This window comes from Paenibacillus tundrae, from assembly GCF_030812775.1.
GTDB classification, from domain to species: Bacteria; Bacillota; Bacilli; order Paenibacillales; family Paenibacillaceae; genus Paenibacillus; species Paenibacillus tundrae_A.
The window spans coordinates 35589-62573 of the sequence record NZ_JAUSTI010000004.1 but is presented as its reverse complement, the minus strand read 5'-3'; the positions used below and the strand labels follow the sequence as shown (position 1 = coordinate 62573).

The window sequence follows — 26985 nt, the reverse complement described above, 5'->3', positions numbered from 1 at the left end:
AGTAGCACCCGAGCTTATGTGCATAACCAGATATGTCGTATAAACGTACCTTTACTTATCTTGCAGTAGTGTGTCACCTTCCAGCCTGCAGTTAATAAGTGGTTCTCCACCCATTCGGTAGAGACGACTACCGCTCGTCCAGTCAATCGCCGTAGACTTGTGAGCATCGCTCGTTGCTCATCATCTGGAAGAACAGAGCATAGATTATAAGGCATGTCCAAAATGGCTGCATCATAAGTACCTTGCAAATCATTCATGTCACCTAAAGTTATACATGCCGCGTCATATCCGTAAGCCGGAAGATTAACACGAGCACCTTGCACTGCGAGAGGATTCAGATCATTGCCTCTAGTCTCAATCCCCATGGACATCGCCTCAATAACAACTGTTCCCATTCCGCAGCATGGATCAAGCAATCGATGACCCTGAATTTCTGGAACCGCAATATTTACAAGTGATCTAGCCAGAGTTACACCGAATCCAGTTGAATAATTTTGCGGTTTGTTGCGGCGATTCTGCCAGGAACGATCTGCTTCTGTCCACCGCCCCAAGATCCATTTTCCACCAGCATGGATTAGGCCGAAAGTCACTTTCGGTCCCTTCATCTGCGCTTTACCCTGAATGCACATCCCGACTTGTCTCTCCAGCTTGCGAGCAGATTCGTAGTCTGGCCGATCGTCTCCTTCTTTCAGACAAACGACCTTGAACGTCTCCTCCGGCAGTAGCTGGATCTCTGAAGCAAATGGCAGTAGCTCACTAATGGAGTCTGCCTCAGCACTCACTTCTAATCTGCCGCGAATAAATGGACTTCTTCCAGGTGGAATGTCGATATCCGATCTAACATATGCCCCAGAGATCGAATGAATTTCTGAAGCGTGACGCAGCAGAACTTCCAGTTCAAGCATACATAACTCACGTTCATTCTCGTGGCAAGCAAAGGTGTACAGATAACTTCCTTTTGCGGAAAATTTACAATTGGATTCGTTCAAAACAGTAGCCATCCTTCATGTTTCTTCTATTATAAATGCGAGTTCAACAATCCCACTTATTCCTACCTAGAAGAAGGTCTATATTTTTAATTTCTCAATGGAAGTAAGCAGATCATCGGACAACTCCTTCAGATTCTGAATACTGCCACTAATCGTTTCCATCGAGCTAACTTGCTCTTCTGCTGATGCCGATACTTCCTCAACACTCGCCGCAGATTGTTCCGATACAGCCGAGATCTGTTGACTGAAGTCATTCATGCGTCCACTTGCTTCCTGCATGCCTTCTAGCCCATCCGTCATCGTACCAATCACCTGAACCATGCCCTCAACCGACTCATTGATATTCTTAAACACACTTCCCGTTTGCAGGACTTGCTCCTGTCCACGTTCAGTCTCTTGAACGCCAGTCCTCAATTCAGAGACAACTCCTTGGGAGTCCTGCTGAATATCTTGGGTAATCGTTGTAATCTCTTCTACCGACGTCTGTACAGCCTCCGATAATTTGCGAACCTCAGCGGCTACGACCGCAAATCCTCTACCACTCTCTCCGGCACGGGCTGCCTCTATCGAGGCATTCAATGCAAGCAGGTTCGTCTGACGCGCGATATCATGGATCACTTGTACGAGCTTCGTAATATCCTCATTCTTGCGATCTAACTGTTCCATTTTATCCATTGAGATCGAGACAGAACTTGCGATTTGCTTCATTTGTTGAACTGACTCTTCCATCGCCTTGCGTCCATTCAGTCCTTGTTCTAATACAAGATCCGACATGATACGCAGCTGTTTCCCTTGTTCTGTATGCTGCTGAATGTGCTCATTCAATTCCTCAACCGTACGCGCAGACTGCACTGCCGTTTCCGCTTGACTCTCTGCCGCCTTCGCTGACTCTTCCATGGTGAGTGCAATTTGACTACTACCGATCTTAACCTCTTCCGAGGAAATCGCTAGTTCACTGCTCTGACGGTTCACTGCCTCTGCAACACGTCTTACATTCAGCACCATTGAAGTCAGGTTACCTTTCATGTCATTGACCGCCTTAGCCAGAACGCCGACTTCATCCTGATGTTTCGTATGTATGTCCTGAACATTCAATTGCCCTTCGGCAATCAACTTCACGGCACTAATCACGCGAAGCAGCGGTTTAACGACCTGGGAACGGATAATCGGAATGGTAATCACTGTAATCACGATCATGATCAGAACACCAATAATGATAATCATACGACCATCCTGCACGGAACGAATAGTTTGAGCCGCAGATATGTCAGATTGATTTTGGTTGTATTCCACCAAGTAATCGAGATCAACCTGCATAGCATCAAACGAATCTGCACCCTTCTCCGATACTTCCTTCGCGAGCTGTTCTTGCCCTTCATCGCTGAGCTTGATAGATTGAGTATTGATTTTGAGATAGGCTTCCCACTTGGATTTGAAGGCATCCCAATGTTCCTTCTCCTCTGGAGCTTTTTGCTGCTGATCATATATCTTTATAGCCTGAGCCGTTTCACGAATATACTGAGTCCGCTCTTCCGCTAGTCCCGCCTTGTCTGCTGCTTGTGCATCGAAATGACGGTAGCTCAGCGACAAAATATGCTCTGTCGTATAATTGATTCGATTAATCTGCTGAATGGAGGGCATCCAGTTACCCGTTATTTCGTTTGTGTTGGTTTCCATCGAATTCATTCGAGTGATGATGGTCACGCTCAGAAGAATTAAACAGAGGATTAACAGATAGAACGCGATGCTGATACGCAGACCAATACTCTTGATCTTGAATCTGCTGAACATACGATTTCCCCCTCATGCCGGATTTGGCTTATTAGTGCTTGTTCAAAATAATGGATTTTTAGGACTTTTGTCTGCTAATCAACCTTCTTTTGGCATCTTGCAAAATATCCTTTTCTATATTATATCTGTGACAAAACAGACGTAAAGTATTATAACATTCTTTTGTTATTAAGATACTTTGTTTTGTAAAATCTTGTGAACGCCGCATAGGATCTGTGACATATTTTCATCTTCATGAAGTATAAGCCTAATTCCCAAACCTTTCTACCTATAAAATCATAGAAAAAACTGCAGCACACCAACATTCGTGAACTGCAGCTCTTTCTATCTATTTAGAGATTGAGCCTTCTCTGATATTCGGCGAGAAGTTTGTAAGATTCAAGTCTTCGTTCATAATCAGGGCCTGCCGTCACGATTAGCAATTGATTCGTACGCAACCGTGCGCCGACTTGGTCCATCTGCTCCCACACCTGCTCGGGGGTTCCGGCAATATGCCGATCCGATGGCTCCCCATCTGCATTAGAAGTACTCTCATCACCGTTACTCTGTGAAGGATCACCTGCCGCGCTCGCTCTGCGCCGCTCTTCCATCTGACGACTCCAGTTTCGCGCTCGCTCCTCATCTTCCGCACATAGAACACTCAAAGCCACCATCACTTCTGGCTCGGTTCGATGCGCACTAGGAACAAAACCTTCCCGGTATCGCCGCACAGCCTCCGTTCCATCCGCCTCACTCATGAATTGGCCAAATACATATCCCATACCAAAACGAGCAGCAAACTCAGCACTCTTTACATTCGTACCCAGCATCCATACTGATAATGGATGCTCTGGAATAGGTCGTGCTTGTACCTTATGTTCCTCATAGGTATACCGATCCTCGAGGAGTGCAGTGAGTGCTTCCAGCTTATCAGGCAGCTGGGATACATGCTGTAGATAGTTACCACTCAGCGCCATCGTGGCATGAGGCCCACCACCAGGCGCCCTTCCCAGACCCAATTCAATCCGCCTAGGATAAAGTGATGCAAGTAATCGGAACGACTCAGCTACCTTAAGTGCGCTGTAATGCGGCAGAAGCACTGCACCCGATCCTAGCCGAATCGAGGAGGTTCTCGCTCCGATATGAGCAAGAAGCACCTCTGGAGATGCCGAAGCGAGTTCTTCCATATCATGATGTTCTGAAGTCCAGTACCGTAAATATCCCCATTCTTCGGCATGTTGAGCGAGCGTTACCGCTTGCTGTAATGCCTGCTCTGCTGACACGCCGCCAAGCCTTGGAACTAAGTCAAGCACGCCCAGATGGGTTGGAGGATTTGTCCGAATATCCAAGCGTCTCATCTCCCTGTCCTTGTATACTTTTATGAAACAACCTGTATCTCTAGTCGAGATCGTAAATGGAACCAACCTTTAAGCCATACAGTTCGTTATAGATTTTCTCAGCAAAAGCATCCGTCATACCAGCAATATAATCAATCACCATATGCTCCCACGTCCAGATCGGATTCGACTTCGCCTGATCCTTCTCATACCGTTGCAGCCAGTCCGACGGGATAATCGATTTGGATGTCTCTGGATCTAGGAAGGCATCCCATAGGCGTTTAATCATCCATTCACTACGCTTTTGCAGCCGTTGCACTCGCAGGTCACGAATCATGGTCACCCAAGCGAAGCTTTTCAGCACACTCACCGTGCGCAGCATATCGAGATCTTCCTTGCCTTCTCGAACAAACGTAACCTTCTTCCAGTTCCCGTCGTCAATTACGCCTAAACTACCTACAAACAAACTTACCCAGTACGCCTTGACCTCACGGCGAGTCCGTGAGTAATCATGCTCACAGAATGGCATTTTCTCATTCCATACACGCAGGAATGAAGCAAGTACCTCTTCTACCTTTTGCCCAATAGCTTCGCGTGTCCAACCGTTCCAGAACAGGTCCTCAAGCGTCGTAATTTTATCGACGATAAGTCGATTGATATGAGGGTCTTGCAGGAAATGCTCATGCACTTCAATTTTGCCTGCTTTGATACCATCCTCTAGATCATGCGCCGAGTAGGCAATATCGTCACACAGATCCATTAGCTGTGCTTCAAGCGTCTTCTTGCCCGACGGGATGTTCCAACGATCACGAATCTCGCGAATATACTGCCACTCGTGGTGGTACATGCCCTTCTTGCTCTCTGTCCCCGGATAAGGGTATTTATTAATCCCCAGCAGTACTGCATCAGACAGATTAAGTCCGTCGATATCCTCCCGTTTCTCCAAATACATGATGAGACGGAAGTTATGCGCATTGCCCTCAAAATGTTCATATTTACGCTTCAGTTCGGCACGAACTTCCGCTTCCGGTCTAGGTGTCTTCGCGCTGCGACTCTTCTTCATGATCTTCTTCAACTCGGTGTTGATGAGATCATCCAGAATACCGTCTAACACCTCTTCCCCTTTATGTCCAAACGGTGGATGGCCAAAATCATGTGCAATCGCTGCACATTCCACCACTTCTGAATCGATAATAAGCCCAGCGTTATCTGCTTGATCCCAATCCACCTCGGGAAAACGGCGAAGCAGACTTCTCGCTGCCTCTCTTGCAATCTGTGCTACCTCTAGTGAATGCGTTAAACGTGTACGATAATAGTCGCCTGTCCCTGCCCCAAACACCTGGGATTTGCCTTGTAACCGACGGAAAGTTGGTGAGTGGATTAGTCTCGAATAATCCCGTTCATAGGCTGCGCGAGCCCCATCCAGCTTCGTCAATTCAGGATATTGTCTATGTTCTCTCAGATCGTTCCATTGCATCTTGATCACTCCTAGCCGACTGTCTCTATTTTGAGTGATTATACACATAATCAGCGGTTTCGAAAAGCAAAACCTATCTGTCATTGTTATATCTTCTCACATCAACTTGTTATGGTCAGTCCTCTTTATCTCATTATACCCTGACCAATGATCGTTCGTGCAACCTCTCAACATCTACATTGGGGCATTTCACTCAAAATAGAGTCCATACAAGAGTCCATATAAATGAAAAAAGCGACCTCGCAAAATGTTACGTTTGCGAATCGCTCATGCGTTCCTTCATACCAATTTTCCCAGTTTACCTTTTCCACGCGGGTGCATTGGATATACCGTACCTACCTAACACCTTGCGCCCAAACCAGTTGAACACTCTGTCGGTAGTAAATCCCATGAACCCCAGGCAGATTAAGCCGACAAATATCCAGTCTGTGCGGAAGAATAAGCGGGAATTCCAGATCAAGTAACCGACACCTTCATTGGAAGCTATCATTTCCGCTCCGATGATTGCCATGTAAGATGTCCCCATAGCCAGCCTTACTCCGGTAAAAATGTACGGCGTCGTTGCTGGCACAACTACGTACAGCAATATCTGCCACTCGCTTGCTCCCATACTACGGGCTGAACGTATTTTATCTTCCTCCACTGCAAGCACACCAGTTAATGTATTAAGAATTACAATAAAAAAGGTCGCGTACATAATCAGGGCAATCTTCGACTGTTCTCCGATTCCGAACCAGACCAGAAACAACGTAATGAACGCGATTGGTGGAATGAAGCGGATAAAATTCAGGAACGGTTCTGCAAACACACGGATGATATGTACCTGACCGATCAACAGACCAATCGGAATAGCAATCAGGCTGCCAAGTACCCATCCAATGAGCACGCGCTGAAAGCTGATACCAATATACTGCACCAATGTGCCATCAGCAATCAACTCCTTGGCTCCCAGCAAGGTTGCCCATGGCCCTGGAACAACATCCGATCCGTAGATTAACGCACCTATCTGCCAAATACCGATAACCACTAACCATAATATTGGAACTGTGATCCATTTGCGTTCCAACCATTTCATAACGTCCACTCCCTATTTCTCAAAATGGCTGCCAATCTGCTCGTACAGGGCTCCTAGTTCCTCGGAGGCAATATTGCGCGGGTAAGGCAAATTTACGTCATAAATGTCCGTAATGTTGGAGGACGGCCCCACTGACATAATGCCAATTCGCTCACCAAGCAGCAACGCTTCCTGAATGTCATGGGTCACGAAAATAACCGTTTTGTTCGTCTCACGCCAGATATTGACTAATTCCTTTTGCATCGTCCTGCGTGTCATCGCGTCGAGCGCTCCAAATGGTTCATCCATTAACAGGATGGCCGGATCGTTGGCAAGCACCCGCGCAAGCTGAACACGTTGCTTCATGCCGCCCGAAAGTTCCTTTGGGAATTTGGATTCGTGACCATTCAAACCAACCATCGCGATAAACCGATCTGAGATCACCTTCCGATCAGCCTTAGGTACATGCGCCATACGCAGACCAAACTCCACATTCTGCCTCACAGTTAACCATGGAAACAGTGAAGAATCCGCCTGTTGAAACACCATCGCGCGGTCTTTACCCGGTTTCACAATTTCACTCGCATTGACTTTCAATTGTCCGCTTGATTTGGAAATAAAACCTGCTATCATGTTAAGCAACGTTGATTTGCCGCATCCACTTGGCCCCAGCAAGACAAAGAATTCTCCTCCCCTAATGACCAAATTCACATCTTTGATAATGTAATGAACATCTCCAGCCGTCACATCGTTATAGCTTTTACGAAGCTGTTCGATCTCAATGGCCGATATCGTCGCAGGTGTTGACATGCAAGACCCTCCTCTGTACTAATGTATCTACTTCCCAAAAGTGACCTGATCCGGTAGCACCTCACTTAACGGCTCCAACTTCAATTTACCTGCAAGATCAAAATCCTGCTGAATGATTCCATTATCGACCATATATTGCTTTTGCTTGGCAAGGCTATCAAAGGCCGCTTGAGTGAAACCAACAACCCAAGGGTTGATCGGGATATCCTTCAACGTCGCTTCTTTGGGCTGCTTCGTTAACTTGTACTGCAAGTCAGCCACTTCTTCTGGATGAGCCTGCGCATACTCTGATGCTTGATTGAGTGCCTTCAGGAACCCGCCAATGATTTCAGGATTCTCCGATATGAACGCATCGCTCGCAACAAGTCCCATGCCAAGTCGCACTGAGGTTTTCGACATATCCGATAGCTGATGCACGTTGTCCAGCGCATCGAATTTGTCAGTCAATGCTGAGCCAACAACCCAGGCAGCGTCTAGGTCACCTTGCTTCAGTGCGATATATGTCTCGTCAAAAGAACCCTGACCCACCTGCGTTACATCCTGCAGTGCCACTCCGTTCTCCTTCAGATACTCATCCCATAAATAGGGAATGAAGGTGCCTCTCAAAAAACTCACTTTCTTCCCTTTTAGATCGGCAGCGGCTTGAATGTCGTTACTTACGTACAATTTCCAAGACGCAGCGGCATAATCTGTTGCTTGCCCAGCCGAAGCGATGACGGAATAGTCACCTTTGGAAAGAGCGTTTAATACAGGGAAGTCCGCACCATAGGCGATATCGATCTGATTGATGAACAAGGCGTTCACACCTTCGGCAGGCGTACCGAAAATCATACTCTCAGCGTCAATGCCCTGTTCCGCAAAGAATCCTTTCTCAATACCAACACGAAACGTCGGATTGCTTGCCGTATCCGCAATCCTAATTTTTACTTTTTTCCCTTCGGCACTGGCATTTCCGGTCTGCGCCCCGCCCTCTTCTCCCGATACACAACCGGAAAGTATAAGCATAGTCGTAACCAAAAGTATTATGGATGAATGGATCAATGATCTTTTCACGGTAATCACCCCTGCGTATAATTAATGTTTATCCCATTCGTATGGTCGCCCTTATTGGATTTCAAATCATGTGAGGTTGTTACGCAGGCGGCTTCTTCGACGAATGGTAGTGTTGCTGTAACACTCACGACTGATTCAGCCCCTTTTGAAGCAGCTCCTGGGACACGATAGTTCTCGACACTGATCGGCTCAATCGCCGTTTCTTCCGGTCTGTCTAACTGGGGCACCCAGCTATAAGGAACACGGTAAGAACGATACACCATGTTGGTATTACGACCATTCCAATACGGCGAGATGTATTCCCAAACGAGTTCATGCTCACGCGTGACCTCGAACAGACGTCCGTTCGACCCTTCCGTGATAAGTGTATTACCGTTCGCAAGCCGCTGAGCCGAGCTGATATATGGACTATAGAATTTGTATGAATCCGTTGGTACCGAAAAGCCTGCTTCTGCTGGTGTATACTGCCAGATGATCTCCAACGTGACAGGATCAATCTCCAATACCCGGGAATGATCACGCACCGCTGATTTCAGCCCAATCGGAGAAGCAGGATTCGGCAGACCATATCCAGCCCATCCGCCGTTGTCGAACACCAGCAGGTTACCTTCACCAGGCAGCCCTTTCGGGATAATATGGGCATGGTGCTGACCGATAATCCATCCAATATGCTTCACTTCTGGTCGGGAGTAATCTGGCCCGAGCTGCCAGACGATGTTACCTGTTCGTTTGTCTGTAATTGCAATAATATTGGCTTCGCGTGCATCCCAGATAATATTATCCGGATGGAAACGTTCGTCCCCGGCATCATAGAAGCGGTTTGGCCCGACATACGAAGCAGAGTTGATATGCAGCCAGTCTCCCACGCCCCCTCCCAGATGACCAAAGGACCGAGAGTTGGGATCACGGAATAACACATTGCGTGCCGCTTCGTCGAAGCCTAGTTCCTCGAAATGCTCGTTTGCCGCCCATTCCCATATGATATTGCCCTGCCAATCCACTTCGAGGATCGTATCATCTAGCAACGGCTTATCCGATATGTTCGGATTATTGACGTTTTTGTGAGACAGAATGAGTGTGGTACCACTACCGATCTTCGGTACCAACCCTGGTGCATAATACCCCACTGGATTACCTTCTCGCTGATAGTCATGATGCTGTCTTGCATACCAGAGCGGCTCATAACCAGGGTCTTCAATATGTTCATATCCGTCGTATCTCCAGACGATATTACCGTCCCAATCCACCTGAACCAGATCGAGATTATCCTGAATACCAAACTTGGGATCTCTGCGTCCAGTGCTTCCAAGCACGTAGCCACCGGGGAATAATTTGGCCGGAAAACCGATCAATCCTTGCCACAGACGCACTTCTCTGCCGTTCATGTCGATCAGAACAACACCTTCATCCCCTGCCTGAAAGATTGTATACCCACTCCATGCTTTGTCTGGTTGAAATACCGTTGCCCCTGTCGGGTAAATTGTTGAGTGTCCCATCGTAATTCGCTCCTTTTGTGTACTAAGTAGAATAAAGAATCTATCTCCAGTTACAAAAATTCAAGTTAATGAATTATGCAATTCATTCAATAACTCAAGTATTTTTTTTCGCTGCTTCGTACTGGCTTCTGTTCCTGATCCACAGGTAATGGAGCCTCCACATTCTGTTCTGCCAGCCCCAGCAATGTTTCGGAGAATCCCTCAAGATTGGCAAATATCCGTTCATAGAAACGGCTCTGCTGTTCCAGCTCCTCTACCGTGAACCCTTGAAACAGAAGCGTAATACATCGATCCCCAATGTTGTTGTTGCGTGCTACCATCTCCCGCCCTTTGGCGGTAATATCCAACAATACCGTGCGGCGGTCATCCTCCTTACGGCGGCGTACCGTATACCCGGCGCTTTCCAACTTGTCACTCAGTGCAGTGATTGCACCTGAGGTAAAATCCATCTGTTCTGCCAGATCGCCAAGTCGCTGCTCACCATCGCGAATGATCTTTTGTAGAATGAGCATGGCAGGTAACGTCACACCCTCTACGCTAACGCGATCCCGCTCTTTCACAAATCTACGTACCATTTTGCGGTATAGGTCATCTACGATCGTTAGTTGCTCCCATGTTTCTTTATCCATTAGCAGCCTTCCCTTCTGTGAACTCGGCCTCATTCCTCGTGTGGAGGCAATAAAAAAAGGCTCCGGCACACCTTCCCCACGGGGATGATGTACTGGAGCCTTTGGTGATCCAATGAGCTCAGAAATTATTTCACTGTTCATTTAATTAGTAGTAAAGTATTATTGAAATCAATATAACCCCCTTATCCCTACCTGTCAAGTGTGTTTTTAAAAAAGAGAATAGGCAATTTTCCACTTTTCATCGAAATTGGTATGAGACTGCTTGATTAATGGAGTCACGGAGTTCTTTGGACATCGTTTGGTTGGCAAGCTCTTCCCCATGACGTATGTTTTGTCGGTATAGTAAAAAGACAGGACATTGTATGTCCTGTCTTTCGCTTTAAACACGTTAAAATGTAGTGTTACACCATCACTTTGCAGATATCGTTTGTGAATTCAACCGGATCTTGAATCGGCAAACCTTCAATCAGCAAGGCTTGGTGATACAACAGGCTTGTATACAAGCTCAATTTTTCTTTATCTTGTGCAAATGCATCTTTCAACGATTGGAAGACATCGTGGTTCACGTTGATCTCCAGCACTTTATCCGCTTGTACATTTTCACTATTAGGCATAGCTTTCAAAATTTTCTCCATCTCAATGGTAAGCTCGCCCTCAGTGGACAGACATACCGGGTGGCTTCTCAGACGTTTCGAAGCTTTAACCGCTTTTACTTTGCCTGCGAGCTGTGCTTGCATCGCTTCAAACAACTCTTTGTTATCGTTGTCCTGTGCTTCTGTTTCTTCTTTGTCCGCACTGTCTTCGATGCCAAGGTCACCGCTGGAGATGGATTTGAATTCTTTTTCCTTATAGTTCGTAATCATCTTGATTGCGAATTCATCAATATCGTCCGTGAAGTAGAGCACTTCATAGCCTTTGTCGAGTACACCCTCGATCTGTGGCAGCTTCTCGATCCGTTCGATTGATTCACCAGATGCATAGTAGATATACTTCTGATCTTCCGGCATTCTGGAGACGTACTCATCCAAGCTAACCAGCTTCTTCTCTTTGGAAGAAGAGAACAACAATAGATCCTGCAACGTATCTTTGTTCACACCATAGTCGCTATATACGCCATATTTCAACTGACGTCCAAATGCTTGGTAGAACTTCTCGTAATTTTCACGCTCGTCCTTGAGCAAGCTTTGCAGTTGGCTCTTGATCTTGTTCTTAATGTTCTTTGCAATTAGGCTGAGCTGACGGTCATGCTGCAGCATCTCACGAGAGATATTCAGAGACAGATCCTCGGAATCCACCATACCTTTAACAAAACCGAAGTAATCTGGCAGCAAGTCGCCACACTTGTCCATGATCAATACCCCGTTGGAGTAGAGCTCAAGACCTTTTTCATACTCTTTGGTGTAATAATCAAACGGTGTATTCTCTGGGATAAACAAGATTGCATTGTACACCACTGCGCCATCCGCGCTAATGTGCAGGTGCTTCAGCGGTTTGTCAAAACCATAGCGCTTCTCCATATAGAAGTTCGTGTAATCTTCTTCGGTCAGCTCACTTTTATTTTTACGCCAGATTGGCACCATGCTGTTAACGGTTTGTTCTTCTTGGTATTCCTCGAATTCGTTCTCTGTACCTTCCTTCGGACGTTGTCCTGTCACATCCATCTTGATTGGGTAACGAATGAAATCAGAGTATTTCTTGATGATGGATCTCAGGCGATACTCTTCCAGGAACTCGTCATATGAATCTTCTTCAGTATTTTGCTTGATCGTCAGGACGATCTCGGTTCCTACAGAATCCTTCTCTGCTGGTGTAATCGTATATCCATCCGCACCTTCGGATTCCCATCTCCATGCTTCATCACTGCCCAGCGTTTTACTCGTCACAGTCAGCTTGTCTGCCACCATAAATGCGGAGTAGAAACCAACCCCGAATTGTCCGATGATGTTATGTCCATCTTTGGCTTCATTTTCCTTCTTGAACGCAAGGGAACCACTCTTAGCAATAACTCCGAGGTTGTTCTCCAGCTCTTCTTGAGTCATACCAATACCAGTATCGGTCAGGGTAAGCGTGCGATTTTCTTTGTCGATGGTCAGTTTAATGTAGTAGTCCTCTTTGTTGAATACAAGTGAGTCATCGGTGAGGGCTTTGTAATATATTTTGTCAATCGCATCACTGGAGTTGGAGATCAACTCTCTCAAAAAGATTTCTCTTTGCGTATAAATGGAGTTGATCATCATATCTAGCAAACGCTTGGATTCTGCTTGGAATTCTTTCTTAGCCATGAATGGGTGTCTCCTCTCAAATTGGATATCGAATGATTGAGTTCAATATAGTAGAACCTGAGCATGTACATGACAAGCAATGTGGCTCAACAAAACCTTCGGTCGCTCTTCACAACAGATCTTTCAACCACATTTAGTAGCAGTTAACAAAATAGATGACCCACTTTCAGCAATGTAGACGTTCCGGTTACGAATCGTTCTTCGGATCGCTGTTATCCCCAAATTTCTTTGACTCCCTTATTAATAGGTGAAATTCGGGGATAAAGGCGAACACTTCGTGTCCTACGAATCGATTTCGTCCCCTTCACTACAGTCGCACCTTATCAGGAACTATTTTCTTATAATCCGCTATCAAATGAGTCTGCTGCTAAAGCAAATTCCGCTTTCTGAGGTCGTTATTGTTTCCCATCGCTTCTTGTGTCGTACTCAAATTCAAAGATCTATATTCAAAACAAAATCATTCCATATGTAGTCGTGTATAAAAAAAGCATCCTGTATTAGCACTCAGATCGTTAGAGTGCTAAACCCTACCTTTTATATAACATATGGGAAAATTGGGTGTCAACATGATGGCGGTTATTTTAACAAAATGATTGAAATCGAGCGCATCTTCTTATTTTAACGTAATAGGTTAGGCAATACAAAAGCCGCCTCGAACGATGCTTCGAAACGGCATGAAGTATGAGTTGAACCTCAGATATGATGAAAAAATCGAAGTTTATCTGGATTTCGAATAAGATAAATGTTGCGAATAGAATGTCCTATGATATGAATCAGCGCAACGGTATCGACACGCTCTCCCAAACGGATAACAACTCCAGTCTGGCCGTTGATCTCTCTCACCTCTATCTGTAGTCCATCTTCATGTTGAAATGATTTATGGAAAATACCATACAGAAATTTGAAAACAGAATCGCGTTCTGCAATCGGCCGAACGGCAGCGAGCGCTTTCCCTCCCCCATCGGATATGAGAACGACATCGCTCGCTAACATGGAAATAACTCGCTCTGCATCGTCCTGCTCAAACGCGGCTATAAATTGGCGAATCCACGCTTCTCTATCCGTCTTGATAATATCTGGTTCCCCTTCACTCAGCCCCATCTTCCCCTTTGCACGGCTGAAAATCTTTCGGCAATTGATCTCGCTTCTACCAATGATCTCGGCTATACCGCCATACTCAATACCAAGAGCCTCACGCAATACATACACCGCGCGTTCTGCCGGAGACAACTTCTCTAGCATGACCAGAACGGCATAGGACAGCAATTCATCACGGATTATAAAATCAAGCGGATCTACCATTGAAGTCGGAATGGGTTCAGGGAGCCACTCTCCTACATAACGTTCACGTCTCCTGCGAGCCGATTTATACAGATCGCGGCATCGATTAACGACCATTTTACACAAATACGCCTTCGGTTCCTCAGTTAGACCAGCCGGATTTACATCGCATACTTTAAGAAATACATCCTGCACGACATCTTCCGCATCGGTCCACGTACCCGTCATCTGGTAAGCCAGTGTAAGCAATAACTTTTTATACCGACCGTATAGTTCCTCCATCTCAGCCACCCCGATTCATCCGATCATGTCGTCAACATACTTGCTGCATCCCATGTGTACTCCTTAATTCTCCAACCTAGTTTACCTGTGATGACAAAATCAATCCCCCATTTGTTTACCCAGGTTAACCCTTTGCCCGGACCTAGTCCGATACTATACAAATTCATATAGCTCTCATGAACCGGTGCTTGGCGACCTTCGAGGTCTGCCAGCATAATCTTGGCAAGGCGAGCAGCCTGGGGGATCGCTTCCTTGCACGTCTTGCCATCGACATGCCCATTAAGCGGGTCTACAATTCTGGCGCAGTCACCAATACTATAGACTCCAGGCATATCCGCCACTCTGTAGCTGACATCAACACGCACATGCCCATCAGATATTACTGGCAAGCCGATCGTGTGAATCATCGGATTAGGCAGTAGTCCAAGCGTCCAGACACACAGCCCTACACTCCGCTTTTCACCGTCTGACAACCATATTACCCCACCTTCTTCCTTGATGATCCGTTTATTATGCAGCGTGTTTATACCAATGTCTTGGAGAAGTCGTTCTAGTTTCATGCCTACTTTGGCAGGGCCGTCTAGAAAAAGGCGATCATGTGCATTGTATAGCTCAATTCGGATGGCTTGCGGGTCAAGTCCTAGCCGCTCCCCATCCCGACGGGCATAATAAGCTAGCTCTGCAGCAGTCTCTACTCCACTTATGCCAGCTCCCACAATTGCAATGTGCATTAATCGCTCACGTTCTCTTGCATTAGATTCAGAAGCGGCTTGTTGAAGATTAGAAAGCCATACGCTCCGAATTTTTTGCGCACTTTCCAGTGAGGTGAGTGCAATTCCACCCTGATCGGGATCGGGCTGCCGAATCACACTGCCCACGGTTACAACGAGCATATCGTAATTCATCTCATGTTCTGCTCCCACATCATTCACATAAACCAGCTTTTTCTCTACCGCATTGATATTGAGGATCATGGCCTGCACGAGTTCAACCTCGTCCGGAAACAACTTGGTTAGCGGAATCCGTATGTCTTCATTTGTAACGGCAGGTCTAAACATTAACACTTTACGCAGATGGAAAGCGTTCTTGTCAATCAGAACCAGTCGCAGCGGATGCTTATTTACCTGATCCTTAAACCGTTTACGGATTTCTTTTACTGCATGAATGCCCGCATACCCAGCGCCAATGACAACGCACGTTAATGTTTTCATAATATCCACCTCTTCTGTCGTTTGCATATAGAACGAGGTAGTGGCCTTTCATGTGACATGTGGTTCAAAAAAATACAAAATGGGAAGAACTGAATGCTGTGAAATGCAGTGATAACGCTATGTAAAACAAAATCTAACCCCTTTTTCCATAAGGCTATTAAGTTTTGGTTTTCCTCCCTAACTAACAATAAAACACTCTACAATACACCATATATTAAGAATACGCTGCCCGTTAGTTTAACGGACAGACAGCCGACCATGTAGTCGGCTGTCTAATCAAATATTAATCCGCGTTCTAATGGTTACGGAACAACAAACCTATATTTCTATTGCCATCGATGAAAACATAAAACATAACATTCGAACCCTTTCTGCGAGCAATTACGTCCCCTGCATAAGGCAATAGACAGAGATCACTTGATATATAACGTCTACTTTTTCGCCATCTTTGGATCAAGCGTGTCTCGTAAGCCATCCCCAAGCAAGTTAAAACCGAGCACAGTAAGCATAATGGAAAGACCCGGAAAAATGAGAGTCCAAGGTGCCTTTTGGATGAACTGGCGGGAATCCGACAGCATTTTGCCCCATTCTGGATCAGGTGGCTGTGCACCCATACCTAAGAATCCCAGCGCTGCTGCTTCAATAATCGCCGTACCAATGCCCAGCGTGCCTTGTACAATCAGAGGTGTAAGACTATTGGGCAAGATATGCCTGAACAGGATTCGTGCATTGCCTGCCCCAAGCGTACGTGCTGACGTGACAAACTCCTCCTGCCTCAAGCTAAGTACCCTTGACCGCACCAGTCTACCATAGGTCGGAATATTGACGATCGCAATGGCGAGCAAGGCATTTTGTAAAGACGGCCCCAGAATAGCGACAATCGCAATCGCAAGTAGAATACCTGGAAAAGCAAGCAAGATATCAAACAAACGTGAGATCAGCATATCCACCCATTTGCCATAAAACCCTGCAATCAGCCCCAACAACGCACCAGCAATAATCGAACCGATGACGGAGAAGAAGCCGACCCATAACGATATTCTTGCCCCATGCAACACGCGGGAGAACACATCCCGTCCGAGATCATCCGTACCAAACCAATGCTCTGCCGATGGAGCTTGCAGTCGATCCGCGAGAACCTGCTCTTTGTAATCATAGGGTGCAATATAAGGTGCTATGAAGGCGATGAGGATGAAAAATACGATGATAACCAGCCCGGCAAGCGCTAGCCGATTTTTACGAAACGTTCTCCAAGCCTCCCGCCATGGGCCTGAAGTCGATTTGGTTGCAACATCCACGGAAGCGCCCGTATTCGTCGATAATTTGGCCATGCGGCATCCCCTTCTTGGATATGAATGAAATATAAAATATACGAGTTCAATGTAAAACATTTACTACACGTCACTCCGCTGACAGAGCAACCTTCCGATCGCTGTTATCCCCTGATTCCCTTTATCCTTTTTTCTAAAGGAAGGAATCCGGTTATAAAGGCGATGTTTATGCTTCCGATGTAGCTTTCTTGCAGAAAGCTTGCAGCTCCACTTCTCCAGGTTTTCCCTGTCCTCTCCGTTTGCATGTAGAAATTTAGATAACTCGTATATTTTATATCTAAGAATCATCCATCAAACCAAATGATGGATTCCTATTTGTAACTGATTCTTGGATCAAATACGGCGTAGAGTAAGTCCACAATTAGGTTGATCACCACGAAGAAAAAAGCAACGATCAGGATTCCGCTCTGGATCACCGGATAATCTCTTGAACTAATTGCTTCATATATATAGCGTCCCACGCCCGGCCAAGCAAAGATGGTTTCGGTCAGCACCGCTCCTCCGAGCAGCGATCCCGTCTGAATGCCAATTACGGTAAGTACGGGAATGAATGCATTTTTCAGCGCATGTCCATACACGACAAAAAATGGACCCAGACCTTTGGCTTTTGCAGTACGGATATAATCCGAACTCATCACCTCCAGCATACTGGAACGGGTCATCCGTGCAATGACTGCCATTGGAATCGTACCTAGCGCAATACTCGGCAACAGTAAGTGTTTTGTCACCGTCCATAGCTGATCCCAGCGCCCAGCAATCATCGTATCCAACACATACAGACCGGTTACCGCCTCAATCGGATCACGCGGATTCATCCTGCCGATGGATGGCAACCACTGAAGTTTGTTGGCAAACAGCCATTGCTCCATCAAGCCAAGCCAGAAGATTGGCATCGAAACCCCAACCAGTGCAATAACCATGCAGCAGTAATCAAACCAGGAGTTATGCTTCCATGCACTGACAATCCCCGCATTGACACCAACGATAATGGCAAACAGCATGCTTGCCATCGTTAATTCAAACGTCGCAGTTAGATACGGCCCTATTTCCTGGGCAATCGGAACCTTGGTTCGGATAGAAGTTCCTAGGTCGCCTTTGACCAGATCACCGAGATATGCAAAGTATTGCTGAAACCACGGTTTATCCAAACCAAGTTGGTCTCGGAGAGCCTGTTTGGATTGCTCTGTTGCCTTTTGCCCCAGAATCGTTTCCGCCGGGTCACCGGGAATGGCATGGATGATGGAAAAAACGATTAACGTCATGCCTAACAGAACAGGCAGCAGTACTAATACTCGTTTGACGATGTAACTATTCAATCCTCATTCACCCGCCTTTTGAACAGCCAATTAGGTAGAAAAAAAACGCCAGCGGACACGTATGCTTCGAGATGATTACGTCCGGATGATGGTTCTGCTAAGCATTGCGTGTACGCCAGCGTTCTATATTTCAGACACGGATCACCATTTTTACAGGTTACTCAATATAAGTGCGTGTTCAGAGCGGACTTTTTGAACAACCTCTACCTATTCCTCGAAATAGGCTCCTGCATAGGATTCACTGCCCAGTGGCGAAGGAACAAAACCTTTCAACTTCGCACTACCCGCCAGAATTGGCGTGGTATGCACAAGCGGAATCCATGGTGCGTCTTCCTTAATAATGACCTGTGCCTGCTCATACAACTCTGCCCGTTTATCCTGGTCGGTCTCCTTCTGTGCATCCGTCAGCAACACATGCAGCTCCTCGTTGACATAGAAGCTACGGTTGTTACCTGGGATTGCATCTTTATCGAGCAACGTGTACAAGAAGTTATCGGGGTCACCATTATCACCCGTCCAACCGAGCATATAGATATCGTCCTTCTCCCCGGCTTTGGCATCATCTAGATACGTGGCCCACTCAGGAGATTCAATGTTTGTCTTCACGCCAATTTTCTCAAAATCCGCTTGGATCGCCTCGGCAACTTTTCTACCATCTGGCATGTATGGACGGGATACCGGCATCGCATAGAAGGTTACCGGATCTGGCAATCCGTCAGGGAAGCCTGCTTCGGCAAGCAATGCTTTTGCCTTCTCCAAGTCATACGGGTAATCCTCAATACTATCGTTGTACCCCCATAATGTTGGTGGCATCGGGTTCACCGCAGGCTGAGCTTGTCCAGCAAAGAACGCATCAATAATGCCTTGTTTGTTCACCGCATGGTTCAGCGCCTGTCTCACTTTTACATCGTCAAAAGGTTTTTTCTTAAAGTTAAAGCCAATATACGCCACGTTGAATGGTGGACGTTCAATCTTCTGCAGGTCAGCATTCGACTCCAGGATCGACAGATCATCCGGATTCAGATCTTCCATCACGTCAATTTCGCCATTCTGCAAGGCATTGAAACGAGCTGTATTATCTGGAATCGAGCGAACAATAACTTTGTTCAGCTTCGGCAGTCCTTCTTTCCAGTAGGTTGGATTTTTCTCCAGTGTAATAGAGTCGTTGCGCTTCCACTCTTTGAATACAAAAGGACCGGTGCCTACAGGATCGGTTTTGAAGTTTTCCTTTTTCTCCTGAATGGCGGTTGGACTGGCAATGCCGAATGGCGTCATCGCGATATTTTGCAGGAAAGGCGCTTGTGGTTGGTTCAATGTGAACTCCACCGTTGTCTCGTCAATCGCCTTCACTTCCTTGATCACGCGTCCGTCCTCTGGCCCAAACATGGAATCGTAATAATCGAAGGAATCCCCTTCGAATTTATACTCACTCGCAGGATCACTCCAACGATTGAAGTTGAATACAACAGCCTCGGCGTTAAAGTCAGTTCCGTCATGGAATTTCACACCCGTCTTCAGCTTGAACTCGTACTTAAGTCCGTCCGCCGAAATCTCCCAGCTCTCCGCAAGTCCAGGGATGACCTCTGTTCCACCTTCCTTGTAATCAAGCAATGAATCGAACACCTGATGTCCAATCTTGAGGGATTCACCATCAGTTACAATGGCTGGATCTAGGGCAACGGAGTCTCCACCCCGTCCCATAATCATCGTATCCTGCGTTGCTACTTCCTCCGTTGGTGGATCGTTACCTTCCGCTGGAGCAGGCGTGTTCGTCCCCTCTTTGGTAGAGCAACCCGATAAAACCAAAACCGTACTCATTGCCATAACCATCAAACCGGACAACCATTTTTTTCTCATTCGCATACGTACAACACCCTTCCCTGTCTCAAAATGTGTGTGATGCTGGCGTGCCAAAACAATGATCCCGATGGATGGATAGTGGATACACGATCAGTCAACATGCTTCCAAGATTGTTACGTACAACATGCAAAATGCTGATCCAAGAAATCGTTGAGGCGTGTATCACATACTATCTGTATCTATTAAGGTCTTAACATACCCATGATACCTTTAATAAAATTAAGAAAATCATGATGGGGAATAGTAGATATTTTGAGAGAGAAAGAAATGGAACAATTAAACAAAGGTCAATTGAAAAGAGTGAAAGGTTGGTCACTTGTTTTGGGTATACACGTATACTCATTAGCATAGGGATCATTTAGATAGAAACTAACATAGGAGTGTTTTTCAAGGGTGTTGGAATATACAACAGGGAGACATTACAATAACTTTGAGTGTTATAGTCTTGTCATGGTGGGAGGATTATGCTCATAAACTGTGGCAAAAAACCATTTTGTGTAACTTACTTTACATCACATTAATCATTTAGACAAGAGATTTACATACAACGATCATCAACTTTATGATCTATGTTATTTTAAGTTACATAAAGCACAAAAAAAAAACATAGATCGACAAAAAATGTCTAAGCATCCTTTATGGCGGCTTATCATTTCGTTCGAATTACTAGATTGATGCGAGTTATGTATCCCAAGATAAAAGCTTCATTTTTCCATTTTTACTGAAATACGTTACAATTTAGAAGATACGAATGGAGGCGATTCATTGTGAAGCTACAGTTCAACCTATCCTTCGAGGATCTCATCGACTTACAGAAAAATGTGATCTCAAAATCGAAGCATCATCGTAAGGTAAAATATATTTTACTCTCTGGATTTCCGATTTCATTATTATTTTTAAATCTCATTTTTCAAACCCCTGTTTCACTTTTAACTATTGGTATGATTCTATTATGGGTAATCGTTTTCCCTACTATCTATAAAAAATTAACACTCTCTTCCACCGTTCGGATTATGAAGAAACAAAATTTAAGTGCCGTTCTCGGCCCAACTACAATGCTATTAGATGAGCAAGGCATAACACGGAAGACAAAAAACAATCAAAATTTCTTGGCATGGGATCAGTTTGTCGTTGTACGAGAAGATGAGAAGCACTACTATCTATACGTTTCTGATGTGCAAGGGATGATTATATCTAAAAGCGCGTTGACAGATGATCGCACCAAAGAAGCATTTCAGCGGTACTATGATTCGTATTTTGTGCCTTTGTTGGAGAAACAGAACTAAAGATTGGTTGCGCATGCGACTCTGATATAGAAAACCTTGAAGGTCGCCCCCCCAGATTTCTTTTCAGTCAGCTTTGGGGCTAACGCTTTGCTTCTTCCGTTTTTGTAACCTCTCCGTTCCCGTGTAAAATGATTTGTTAGTAACCGCAAAGAAAGACGCCATCTCATTAGAGATTGGCGTCTTTGGCTTTGGTAAAGCTACATTTACAAGTAGAATGTGTACATTTATTTGGGGTCAGTATTATTTTTTAAACAAACCTCTACGGTGCATGACCGTGATAAAGCGATAAAAGTCGTAACTCGCTCCGTTGTCGATGCTAAACAACGGGTTCTTCGGATCATAGGCTAGTGCAGCATCTACAGCCGCTTTGGCCCATACCGGAACCTCCATTTGCTGGCGTGCCTGTAGTCTCTCCACCTGTGCCTTCAACGCATCAAACGCTGCTTTCTCCTCGGTTGTCATCGGTTCGCCCCCTTTTGGTGGTTCGGTTGGGTTCGGCGGATTTGTGGGTTCTGTCGGTTTAGGTGGATTTGGAGGTGTCGTTGCAGGTGCATATCTGGCTCGTAGCTGCGCTGCCGTCCCTTCAAACTCGTTCATGTCGACGTTGCCCGCAATGCCGTTCACCTTACCCGAATCCGTATACTGCCAGAATGTCCAACGCTTCCAAGCAGGCTGATCATCCGGCACCCGTGTGTTGCTGTAACGCGCGATCCATAGATCATACGTACCGAGCGAGGCATCAAAATTAACAGCAAATGAATTGCCCGTATATATAATTGGTTTTACGCCAGTAAGACGTTGTAATTCGGTTAAAAAAGCTTTGGCTACAGTGTTCATCTGCGCTCTGCTCAAATTACCGGGGTTATTCTCATAGTCCATGACAGGAGGTAATTGTAATGCCTTCGCACCCCCGACCTTCTGCAACGTGTTCGCATAATGCGCTGCTTCGGCTTTGGCGATCTCTGTAGAGGTTCCGCGGAAAAAATGATACGTTCCCACCAGCATGCCAGCCGCAAGTGCGCCAGCCACATTTTGCTGAAAATTTGGATCGGTATACGTTCGTCCCTCCGTTGCCTTGATGAACACAAATGTCATGCCACTTGCCTTAACTTTGGCCCAATCAATCGTGCCCTGATATCGGGAGACGTCAATGCCCTGCGTGTTGCCTGGCGTTCTCGTTTGCATGGTTCTCACACCCTTTACGCGGCAAGTTTGCCGTTTGTATATAGTAGATGTCAGGACAAGGTAGTTTGCCTGTGTGCATGTCCTGATGTTTTGGAGTTTTGAGGAGTTTAGAGGGAATGTTGTTGGGATTAGATTCGGTGGTTGCTGGAATAGTTAGGGTTGGTGTGGTGTGTTATAAAACAAAACACGTTTAGCGGTTAGGTACTAATCACTAAAATGACAGAGCTCTCTTCGTTTGGTGTATCAGCGCACTTTTGGATTTCTTGTGAATAAGGTTGATCATTTTAGTGATAGATAAAACTGTTGGAACTACTCTATTCCTAGTTTATTAGCTAAATGAATCTAAAATATGCTTCGAGGCTAGTCCTATTCGGTTTGCTATAGGTTTGCATTCAACACACTATTTGAATTGCTATTAGATTTGTATTTTTGTGCGATAGATGAATACTGTAAAGATGCAACTACTTTTTATCTTTTTTCTTGTGTGTGTCACTATCATCATCCGTTTGAGCAAAAGATTCATTAGACTTAAAAGGGAGGTTACCGGGGTGATCCCCGGCTCCTCCCTTACCCTTGAGCACTTCAATTGCCTGCCGAATCGCAGGCGGAATGGGCGCGCCCAGCTTGCCACCATTTTCAATAATAGACAACAGCTCATTCGCGATATAAAAAAAGGCGACCGCATCCCTGAACAAATGTCCGTCTCCCAGAACACCGTCCACCAGATGAGCCACCGATACCATTGCGAAAATGAATACCTTTCGGGCAATGCCGAACATCCCAATATTGCTTTCTAACTTGCCTGTCGCCCCCGCCGCCGCGATCCCTGATAGGTAGTCTAGAATGACGAATACGAGCAGTACCCCGAGCACACCCGACCATCCTCCAAAGAAATACGTCCCTGCACTACTTATCAGTGCTATCCCCCATTTCCACAGGGTATCCCATCGTTCCATGGTTTCGCCTCCTTTGATTCGAAATACAAGATGCTTCAGAAGAAATAAGGTAACTCCCGCATTTAATCGCTTGTTGTACCAAATTTCCGATATATTAATTTCAGTTAAATGAATATAGGTGATTGTACTAATAAAGAAAAATATGATACTGACATTGATACACTACTTGATGAACTAAACCACAAACGTACACCAACTTTTGAACCAGCATTAAAATATATATCTTCCACGTACATAGGACTAGTAGTTCCTCTTACTTCCATTGAACGCAAAGTTCCGGTAGAACCACTACTAGAATAGATTTGTACATATACAGTAAGTCCTGTAGTAGACCATATGCTTCCAAATTGAAGCTCAGTTCGATAAACACCTGCTCTTTTTATAGTTACCGATAAACTAGTTGGGGTTGGCGTTGTTACATTACCTGATACCGAGTCTGAGCTATTGGGTCCATAAATACGAGTATTACCTGGAGTTGCTTCAAATGGTGCAATACTACTCTGATTATAAATACCCGCTGGAATTGATACGGTGTTATTTATATCAGACCTGAATGATGCTGTCCCTCTGTTAGGAAGAGTACCACTTACTAGTCCATTCTCCGTACTAATTGTCTTTCCAGCGCGAACATCACCTTCAATTGCAGTTCCGTACTCCCCCCCTTCACCCTGCAAGATAAAAGCCATTCCATCATAAACAATTGTGTATACTCCACCATCTCTAAAAAATCCACTCGTTAAATCAGATCCGTTTGATTTTTTTATAAGTTTTGGCCCAGTTCCATTCACATTTAAAGTCGATACCCCATTATTGCTTACATGTACTTTCAACGTTATTCTCATTCCAGCAACGATAGCTGATGGAGCAGGCGAAAGATTAATAATATAAGAATTTGCTGAACCAGTTGTTGTTCCATAACCTACAGCATTATTCCATAGAGCTCTTTCGGCACTTGAAATGTGCTTCAAAGTGTCGTAATCATGTTCAGTTAATTTATCAAAAACATCTCCTACCGCCTTCTCCGTCGCAGCCAAATCTTCACGAGTGCCATCAACTGCGTTGGATAGTTGGACGATACCCTTATCTGTTAAGGATGCATCATCAATAACGATTTCCCCGACTTTCTGATCGGTGTATACCTTCAGCTCTTCAATATCATCCCTTGTAGGTACTTTTCTCCACGGACCCCATCCGACATAGTAGTTTCTTTGAAAGACTTGTAGGTTACTCGGTTCAAAGGTTGTTAGAGTTTGAACCACACCAGCATGTTTTTCTATCGTCAAATGAAAGGCTACTCCTACTGGGGAATTAGCTAAAGTTGCTACTGTGGCATTTGTTGGGCAATAATATTCTCCTTCTGTAGTATAGCTATTAAGATCAGATTCCCCAGGTATAAGGATAGATTCGCGTGTCGCCACACCTGCATCAATCTTTTCAAAAATTCCATTAATACTCTCCCGGGTTACACTCTCATTTCCCAGGGGCAAAGGTAACTTCAGTCGATCGGTTTCTTTTGGCATTATGCCCACACCTCCAGTTCAGTCCACGTCAGGGACGCGGCGTCTAGTTCATCCCAGGTGATCTGTTTGTTGTCCAGATCGTCCCAGATTAGATAGCGATACTCGTACTCCACAGCCATATGTGCTGGTTTCAAATCATCAATTGCCCGTTTGAGATCATCAATATTAGGCGGAATGCCCATCGTATCCACAAAGCTGACGGTAAAGCTCCATGCTTCCGGCTGAAAAGAAACATCTACCTTGCCCCCGGCATACGCCTCAGCCACGTTGGAAACAAGCCTGCCCGAGAACTTTCCGGCACCACGTAGCTTGGACTCCACTACAGCACGCCGTTGTTCCACAGGTTTGAGACGATCTATCTCAATGCCCAGCTCCTGCTCCCAGTAGCCTAATCCCCATGTTGCAGTACGGACAAAAAATTGATCCAATGTCTCATCTAGTGCCTGAACTAAGAGATCCATCTCGGTACCTTTGGACTGCATATCGGCTTGCATCACCCGTGAAGTCTCATAATACTGAGGCAAGAAGGAGAACATCTCTCTCCCCTTTTCACTCGTCAGTCCAGCATTTACAGCAGAAGGTACACTCATGTTCTGCGTCCTCCTTTCTTTTCACATATAAGGATAGCTTCTTACTCGGCTGTTCTAACCTGAGAGCCCCAGCGAATTTATCCTCATTGAGCCTTTCTCCAGCCCTCCTTACCTCTACACCCACATTATTCATACACGTCCACCGTTCCCAGAACCGCCACCTGACTTGCTGTCATCTCAATATTCTGATCACTCACACCATTCACGGTAAGCTCCGAATAGTCGATGATCGGCGGAATGTCGAGCAGGATGGCAGCAATACGTGTGTAGCGAACGAGCGGGTCGGCAAAAGCAAGCTGCTTCAGATACGCGGTCACCCCGCGTTCGATCAACTCCCGCACATCGGCTAGCGTGGCATCACTCGCCAGTGTCAGCTTCACCTGAATATTCATCGGCACTTCCTCTGCCGGCATGACGGTTACTACAGGCCCCGCGGGTGCAACACCTTCACCTTGTCCATCCTGTGTTGGGTCTACGTACTTCTGCACGGCCGCCACTAGATCACTGCCCGCAGCTCGCTTGTCTGTATCCAGCAAATACAGCCCCACACTGCCTGGCCCCTGCCAGAGCGGAATAACTCGCGTCGCTCCAACTCCCGGAACTTCGCTTGCCCACTGTACATATTGAGCTTTGTTTCCACTGGTTCCCTGATTGCGGACTTTGGCATAGAAGCGTTCTAGCAAAGCGGTATCTGCTTCAATATCCGCTCCGCCCTTGATTACATCTACGTTCGTGACCGAAGTCACGCCGCTCATCGGTGTAGACAGCACGGTTACTGTGCCTGCTGGCACATTGCTTTCTTTTCCCGCAACGAGCGCTCGTACACCGACCATGCCAGAACCATCCTCACCTAACTCCACGCGCCCAACCGTTTCATATTCTAACGAGGCTTCGCCCGATACTTCATCCGCGAGTGTTGCCACTACGGTGCCTGCTGGCACCACTTTCCCCGGCGTACCCACGAATCTCACCACGCCTTGTGCCACCACCGCTGCCCGCCGAATAATGCCATGCTCCCCAGCACGTAAATCCAACTCCTCCGAACGGAAATTCGGATCACTGCTCGCAGCGGTACTTGCGAATCCACGCCGTAATAATTCCTGCGCCCAGAGCGCGGCCTCAGATAACATGAACGCTACCGGAGCCTCTGCATCCCACAAGAAAGAACCTTCTGACTTGTCCAGATCCGCGGGCAAACGATCCAGCATACGCTGCATAATCTGTTCCTCCGTCTGATCTTCCAAATAACGCGGCATCTCAGCCATCCCG

Annotated in this window: 21 protein-coding genes; 1 reads left to right on the top strand and 20 read right to left on the bottom strand. The window is 46.0% G+C overall.

Annotated features, from left to right (window positions below; genetic code table 11):
• Positions 1-14 precede the first annotated feature (14 nt).
• From J2T19_RS08525 to J2T19_RS08455, 15 genes are all read right to left on the bottom strand, one after another.
• Complete coding sequence (locus tag J2T19_RS08525) at positions 15-1001, bottom strand: TRM11 family SAM-dependent methyltransferase (protein WP_307214716.1); 987 nt, start codon at positions 999-1001, stop codon at positions 15-17.
• Positions 1002-1067: 66 nt separating this feature from the next.
• On the bottom strand, positions 1068-2780 hold the full coding sequence (locus J2T19_RS08520; RefSeq protein WP_307214714.1) for a methyl-accepting chemotaxis protein: 1713 nt from the start codon (positions 2778-2780) through the stop codon (positions 1068-1070).
• 332 nt (positions 2781-3112) lie between these two features.
• Complete coding sequence (locus tag J2T19_RS08515) at positions 3113-4117, bottom strand: MsnO8 family LLM class oxidoreductase (protein ID WP_307214712.1); 1005 nt, start codon at positions 4115-4117, stop codon at positions 3113-3115.
• Between the two features lie 40 nt (positions 4118-4157).
• Entirely contained in the window at positions 4158-5573 is a 1416-nt protein-coding gene (locus J2T19_RS08510) for a deoxyguanosinetriphosphate triphosphohydrolase family protein (RefSeq protein ID WP_307214710.1), read from the bottom strand.
• Positions 5574-5871: 298 nt separating this feature from the next.
• Positions 5872-6648 carry an ABC transporter permease gene (locus tag J2T19_RS08505; RefSeq protein ID WP_239290234.1) on the bottom strand — a complete coding sequence of 259 codons (777 nt, stop codon included), beginning with the start codon at positions 6646-6648 and terminating at the stop codon, positions 5872-5874.
• Positions 6649-6660: 12 nt separating this feature from the next.
• Complete coding sequence (locus J2T19_RS08500) at positions 6661-7437, bottom strand: ABC transporter ATP-binding protein (protein WP_307214707.1); 777 nt, start codon at positions 7435-7437, stop codon at positions 6661-6663.
• 27 nt (positions 7438-7464) lie between these two features.
• Positions 7465-8442 carry an ABC transporter substrate-binding protein gene (locus J2T19_RS08495; RefSeq protein WP_307214705.1) on the bottom strand — a complete coding sequence of 326 codons (978 nt, stop codon included), beginning with the start codon at positions 8440-8442 and terminating at the stop codon, positions 7465-7467.
• Positions 8443-8495: 53 nt separating this feature from the next.
• Complete coding sequence (locus J2T19_RS08490) at positions 8496-9986, bottom strand: aryl-sulfate sulfotransferase (RefSeq protein WP_307214703.1); 1491 nt, start codon at positions 9984-9986, stop codon at positions 8496-8498.
• 86 nt (positions 9987-10072) lie between these two features.
• The gene (locus J2T19_RS08485) at positions 10073-10615 is read right to left on the bottom strand and encodes a MarR family winged helix-turn-helix transcriptional regulator (protein ID WP_307214701.1); all 543 of its coding nucleotides are present in this window, start codon (positions 10613-10615) and stop codon (positions 10073-10075) included.
• A gap of 401 nt (positions 10616-11016) precedes the next feature.
• On the bottom strand, positions 11017-12897 hold the full coding sequence (gene htpG, locus J2T19_RS08480; RefSeq protein WP_145051017.1) for a molecular chaperone HtpG: 1881 nt from the start codon (positions 12895-12897) through the stop codon (positions 11017-11019).
• A gap of 693 nt (positions 12898-13590) precedes the next feature.
• Positions 13591-14460 (bottom strand): RNA polymerase sigma factor SigJ, encoded by an 870-nt coding sequence (gene sigJ / locus J2T19_RS08475; protein ID WP_307215314.1) that lies wholly within the window; start codon positions 14458-14460, stop codon positions 13591-13593.
• 23 nt (positions 14461-14483) lie between these two features.
• Entirely contained in the window at positions 14484-15671 is a 1188-nt protein-coding gene (locus J2T19_RS08470) for an NAD(P)/FAD-dependent oxidoreductase (RefSeq protein ID WP_307214697.1), read from the bottom strand.
• A gap of 431 nt (positions 15672-16102) precedes the next feature.
• Positions 16103-17002 carry a nickel transporter permease gene (nikC, locus tag J2T19_RS08465; RefSeq protein WP_307214695.1) on the bottom strand — a complete coding sequence of 300 codons (900 nt, stop codon included), beginning with the start codon at positions 17000-17002 and terminating at the stop codon, positions 16103-16105.
• A 311-nt stretch (positions 17003-17313) separates the two neighbouring features.
• Entirely contained in the window at positions 17314-18318 is a 1005-nt protein-coding gene (locus J2T19_RS08460; RefSeq protein ID WP_145051028.1) for an ABC transporter permease, read from the bottom strand.
• Positions 18319-18525: 207 nt separating this feature from the next.
• Entirely contained in the window at positions 18526-20175 is a 1650-nt protein-coding gene (locus tag J2T19_RS08455) for an ABC transporter substrate-binding protein (protein ID WP_307214692.1), read from the bottom strand.
• A gap of 771 nt (positions 20176-20946) precedes the next feature.
• Here J2T19_RS08455 and J2T19_RS08450 point away from each other — a divergent pair.
• On the top strand, positions 20947-21465 hold the full coding sequence (locus J2T19_RS08450) for a YcxB family protein (RefSeq protein WP_307214691.1): 519 nt from the start codon (positions 20947-20949) through the stop codon (positions 21463-21465).
• 240 nt (positions 21466-21705) lie between these two features.
• Here the strand turns inward: J2T19_RS08450 and J2T19_RS08445 are convergent, their stop codons facing one another.
• The 5 genes from J2T19_RS08445 to J2T19_RS08425 all read right to left on the bottom strand — a co-directional run bounded on the left by J2T19_RS08445 (position 21706) and on the right by J2T19_RS08425 (position 26981).
• On the bottom strand, positions 21706-22650 hold the full coding sequence (locus tag J2T19_RS08445) for a glycoside hydrolase family 25 protein (RefSeq protein WP_307214689.1): 945 nt from the start codon (positions 22648-22650) through the stop codon (positions 21706-21708).
• 461 nt (positions 22651-23111) lie between these two features.
• A complete protein-coding gene (locus tag J2T19_RS08440) occupies positions 23112-23606 on the bottom strand; it encodes a phage holin family protein (protein WP_307214687.1) in 495 nt (164 codons plus the stop codon).
• Between the two features lie 104 nt (positions 23607-23710).
• A complete protein-coding gene (locus J2T19_RS08435) occupies positions 23711-25126 on the bottom strand; it encodes a tail fiber protein (protein WP_307214685.1) in 1416 nt (471 codons plus the stop codon).
• Positions 25126-25716 (bottom strand): YmfQ family protein, encoded by a 591-nt coding sequence (locus J2T19_RS08430; protein WP_307214683.1) that lies wholly within the window; start codon positions 25714-25716, stop codon positions 25126-25128. The genes J2T19_RS08435 and J2T19_RS08430 overlap by 1 nt, the downstream gene beginning before the upstream one ends.
• A gap of 125 nt (positions 25717-25841) precedes the next feature.
• Positions 25842-26981, bottom strand: a complete 1140-nt coding sequence (locus tag J2T19_RS08425) for a baseplate J/gp47 family protein (protein ID WP_307214681.1) — start codon at positions 26979-26981, stop codon at positions 25842-25844.
• Positions 26982-26985 lie beyond the last annotated feature (4 nt).

Bases quoted from the DNA above. Each gene is read 5' to 3' on its own strand.
- J2T19_RS08445 (WP_307214689.1), bottom strand. From the start codon at position 22,650: ATGCAAACGAGAACGCCAGGCAACACGCAGGGCATTGACGTCTCCCGA.
- J2T19_RS08485 (WP_307214701.1), bottom strand. From the start codon at position 10,615: ATGGATAAAGAAACATGGGAGCAACTAACGATCGTAGATGACCTATAC.
- J2T19_RS08515 (WP_307214712.1), bottom strand. From the start codon at position 4,117: ATGAGACGCTTGGATATTCGGACAAATCCTCCAACCCATCTGGGCGTG.
- htpG (WP_145051017.1), bottom strand. From the start codon at position 12,897: ATGGCTAAGAAAGAATTCCAAGCAGAATCCAAGCGTTTGCTAGATATG.
- sigJ (WP_307215314.1), bottom strand. From the start codon at position 14,460: ATGGAGGAACTATACGGTCGGTATAAAAAGTTATTGCTTACACTGGCT.
- J2T19_RS08525 (WP_307214716.1), bottom strand. From the start codon at position 1,001: ATGGCTACTGTTTTGAACGAATCCAATTGTAAATTTTCCGCAAAAGGA.
- nikC (WP_307214695.1), bottom strand. From the start codon at position 17,002: ATGGCCAAATTATCGACGAATACGGGCGCTTCCGTGGATGTTGCAACC.
- J2T19_RS08495 (WP_307214705.1), bottom strand. From the start codon at position 8,442: ATGCTTATACTTTCCGGTTGTGTATCGGGAGAAGAGGGCGGGGCGCAG.
- J2T19_RS08505 (WP_239290234.1), bottom strand. From the start codon at position 6,648: ATGAAATGGTTGGAACGCAAATGGATCACAGTTCCAATATTATGGTTA.
- J2T19_RS08520 (WP_307214714.1), bottom strand. From the start codon at position 2,780: ATGTTCAGCAGATTCAAGATCAAGAGTATTGGTCTGCGTATCAGCATC.
- J2T19_RS08425 (WP_307214681.1), bottom strand. From the start codon at position 26,981: ATGGCTGAGATGCCGCGTTATTTGGAAGATCAGACGGAGGAACAGATT.
- J2T19_RS08435 (WP_307214685.1), bottom strand. From the start codon at position 25,126: ATGCCAAAAGAAACCGATCGACTGAAGTTACCTTTGCCCCTGGGAAAT.
- J2T19_RS08510 (WP_307214710.1), bottom strand. From the start codon at position 5,573: ATGCAATGGAACGATCTGAGAGAACATAGACAATATCCTGAATTGACG.
- J2T19_RS08470 (WP_307214697.1), bottom strand. From the start codon at position 15,671: ATGAAAACATTAACGTGCGTTGTCATTGGCGCTGGGTATGCGGGCATT.
- J2T19_RS08500 (WP_307214707.1), bottom strand. From the start codon at position 7,437: ATGTCAACACCTGCGACGATATCGGCCATTGAGATCGAACAGCTTCGT.
- J2T19_RS08455 (WP_307214692.1), bottom strand. From the start codon at position 20,175: ATGAGAAAAAAATGGTTGTCCGGTTTGATGGTTATGGCAATGAGTACG.
- J2T19_RS08440 (WP_307214687.1), bottom strand. From the start codon at position 23,606: ATGGAACGATGGGATACCCTGTGGAAATGGGGGATAGCACTGATAAGT.
- J2T19_RS08430 (WP_307214683.1), bottom strand. From the start codon at position 25,716: ATGAGTGTACCTTCTGCTGTAAATGCTGGACTGACGAGTGAAAAGGGG.
- J2T19_RS08490 (WP_307214703.1), bottom strand. From the start codon at position 9,986: ATGGGACACTCAACAATTTACCCGACAGGGGCAACGGTATTTCAACCA.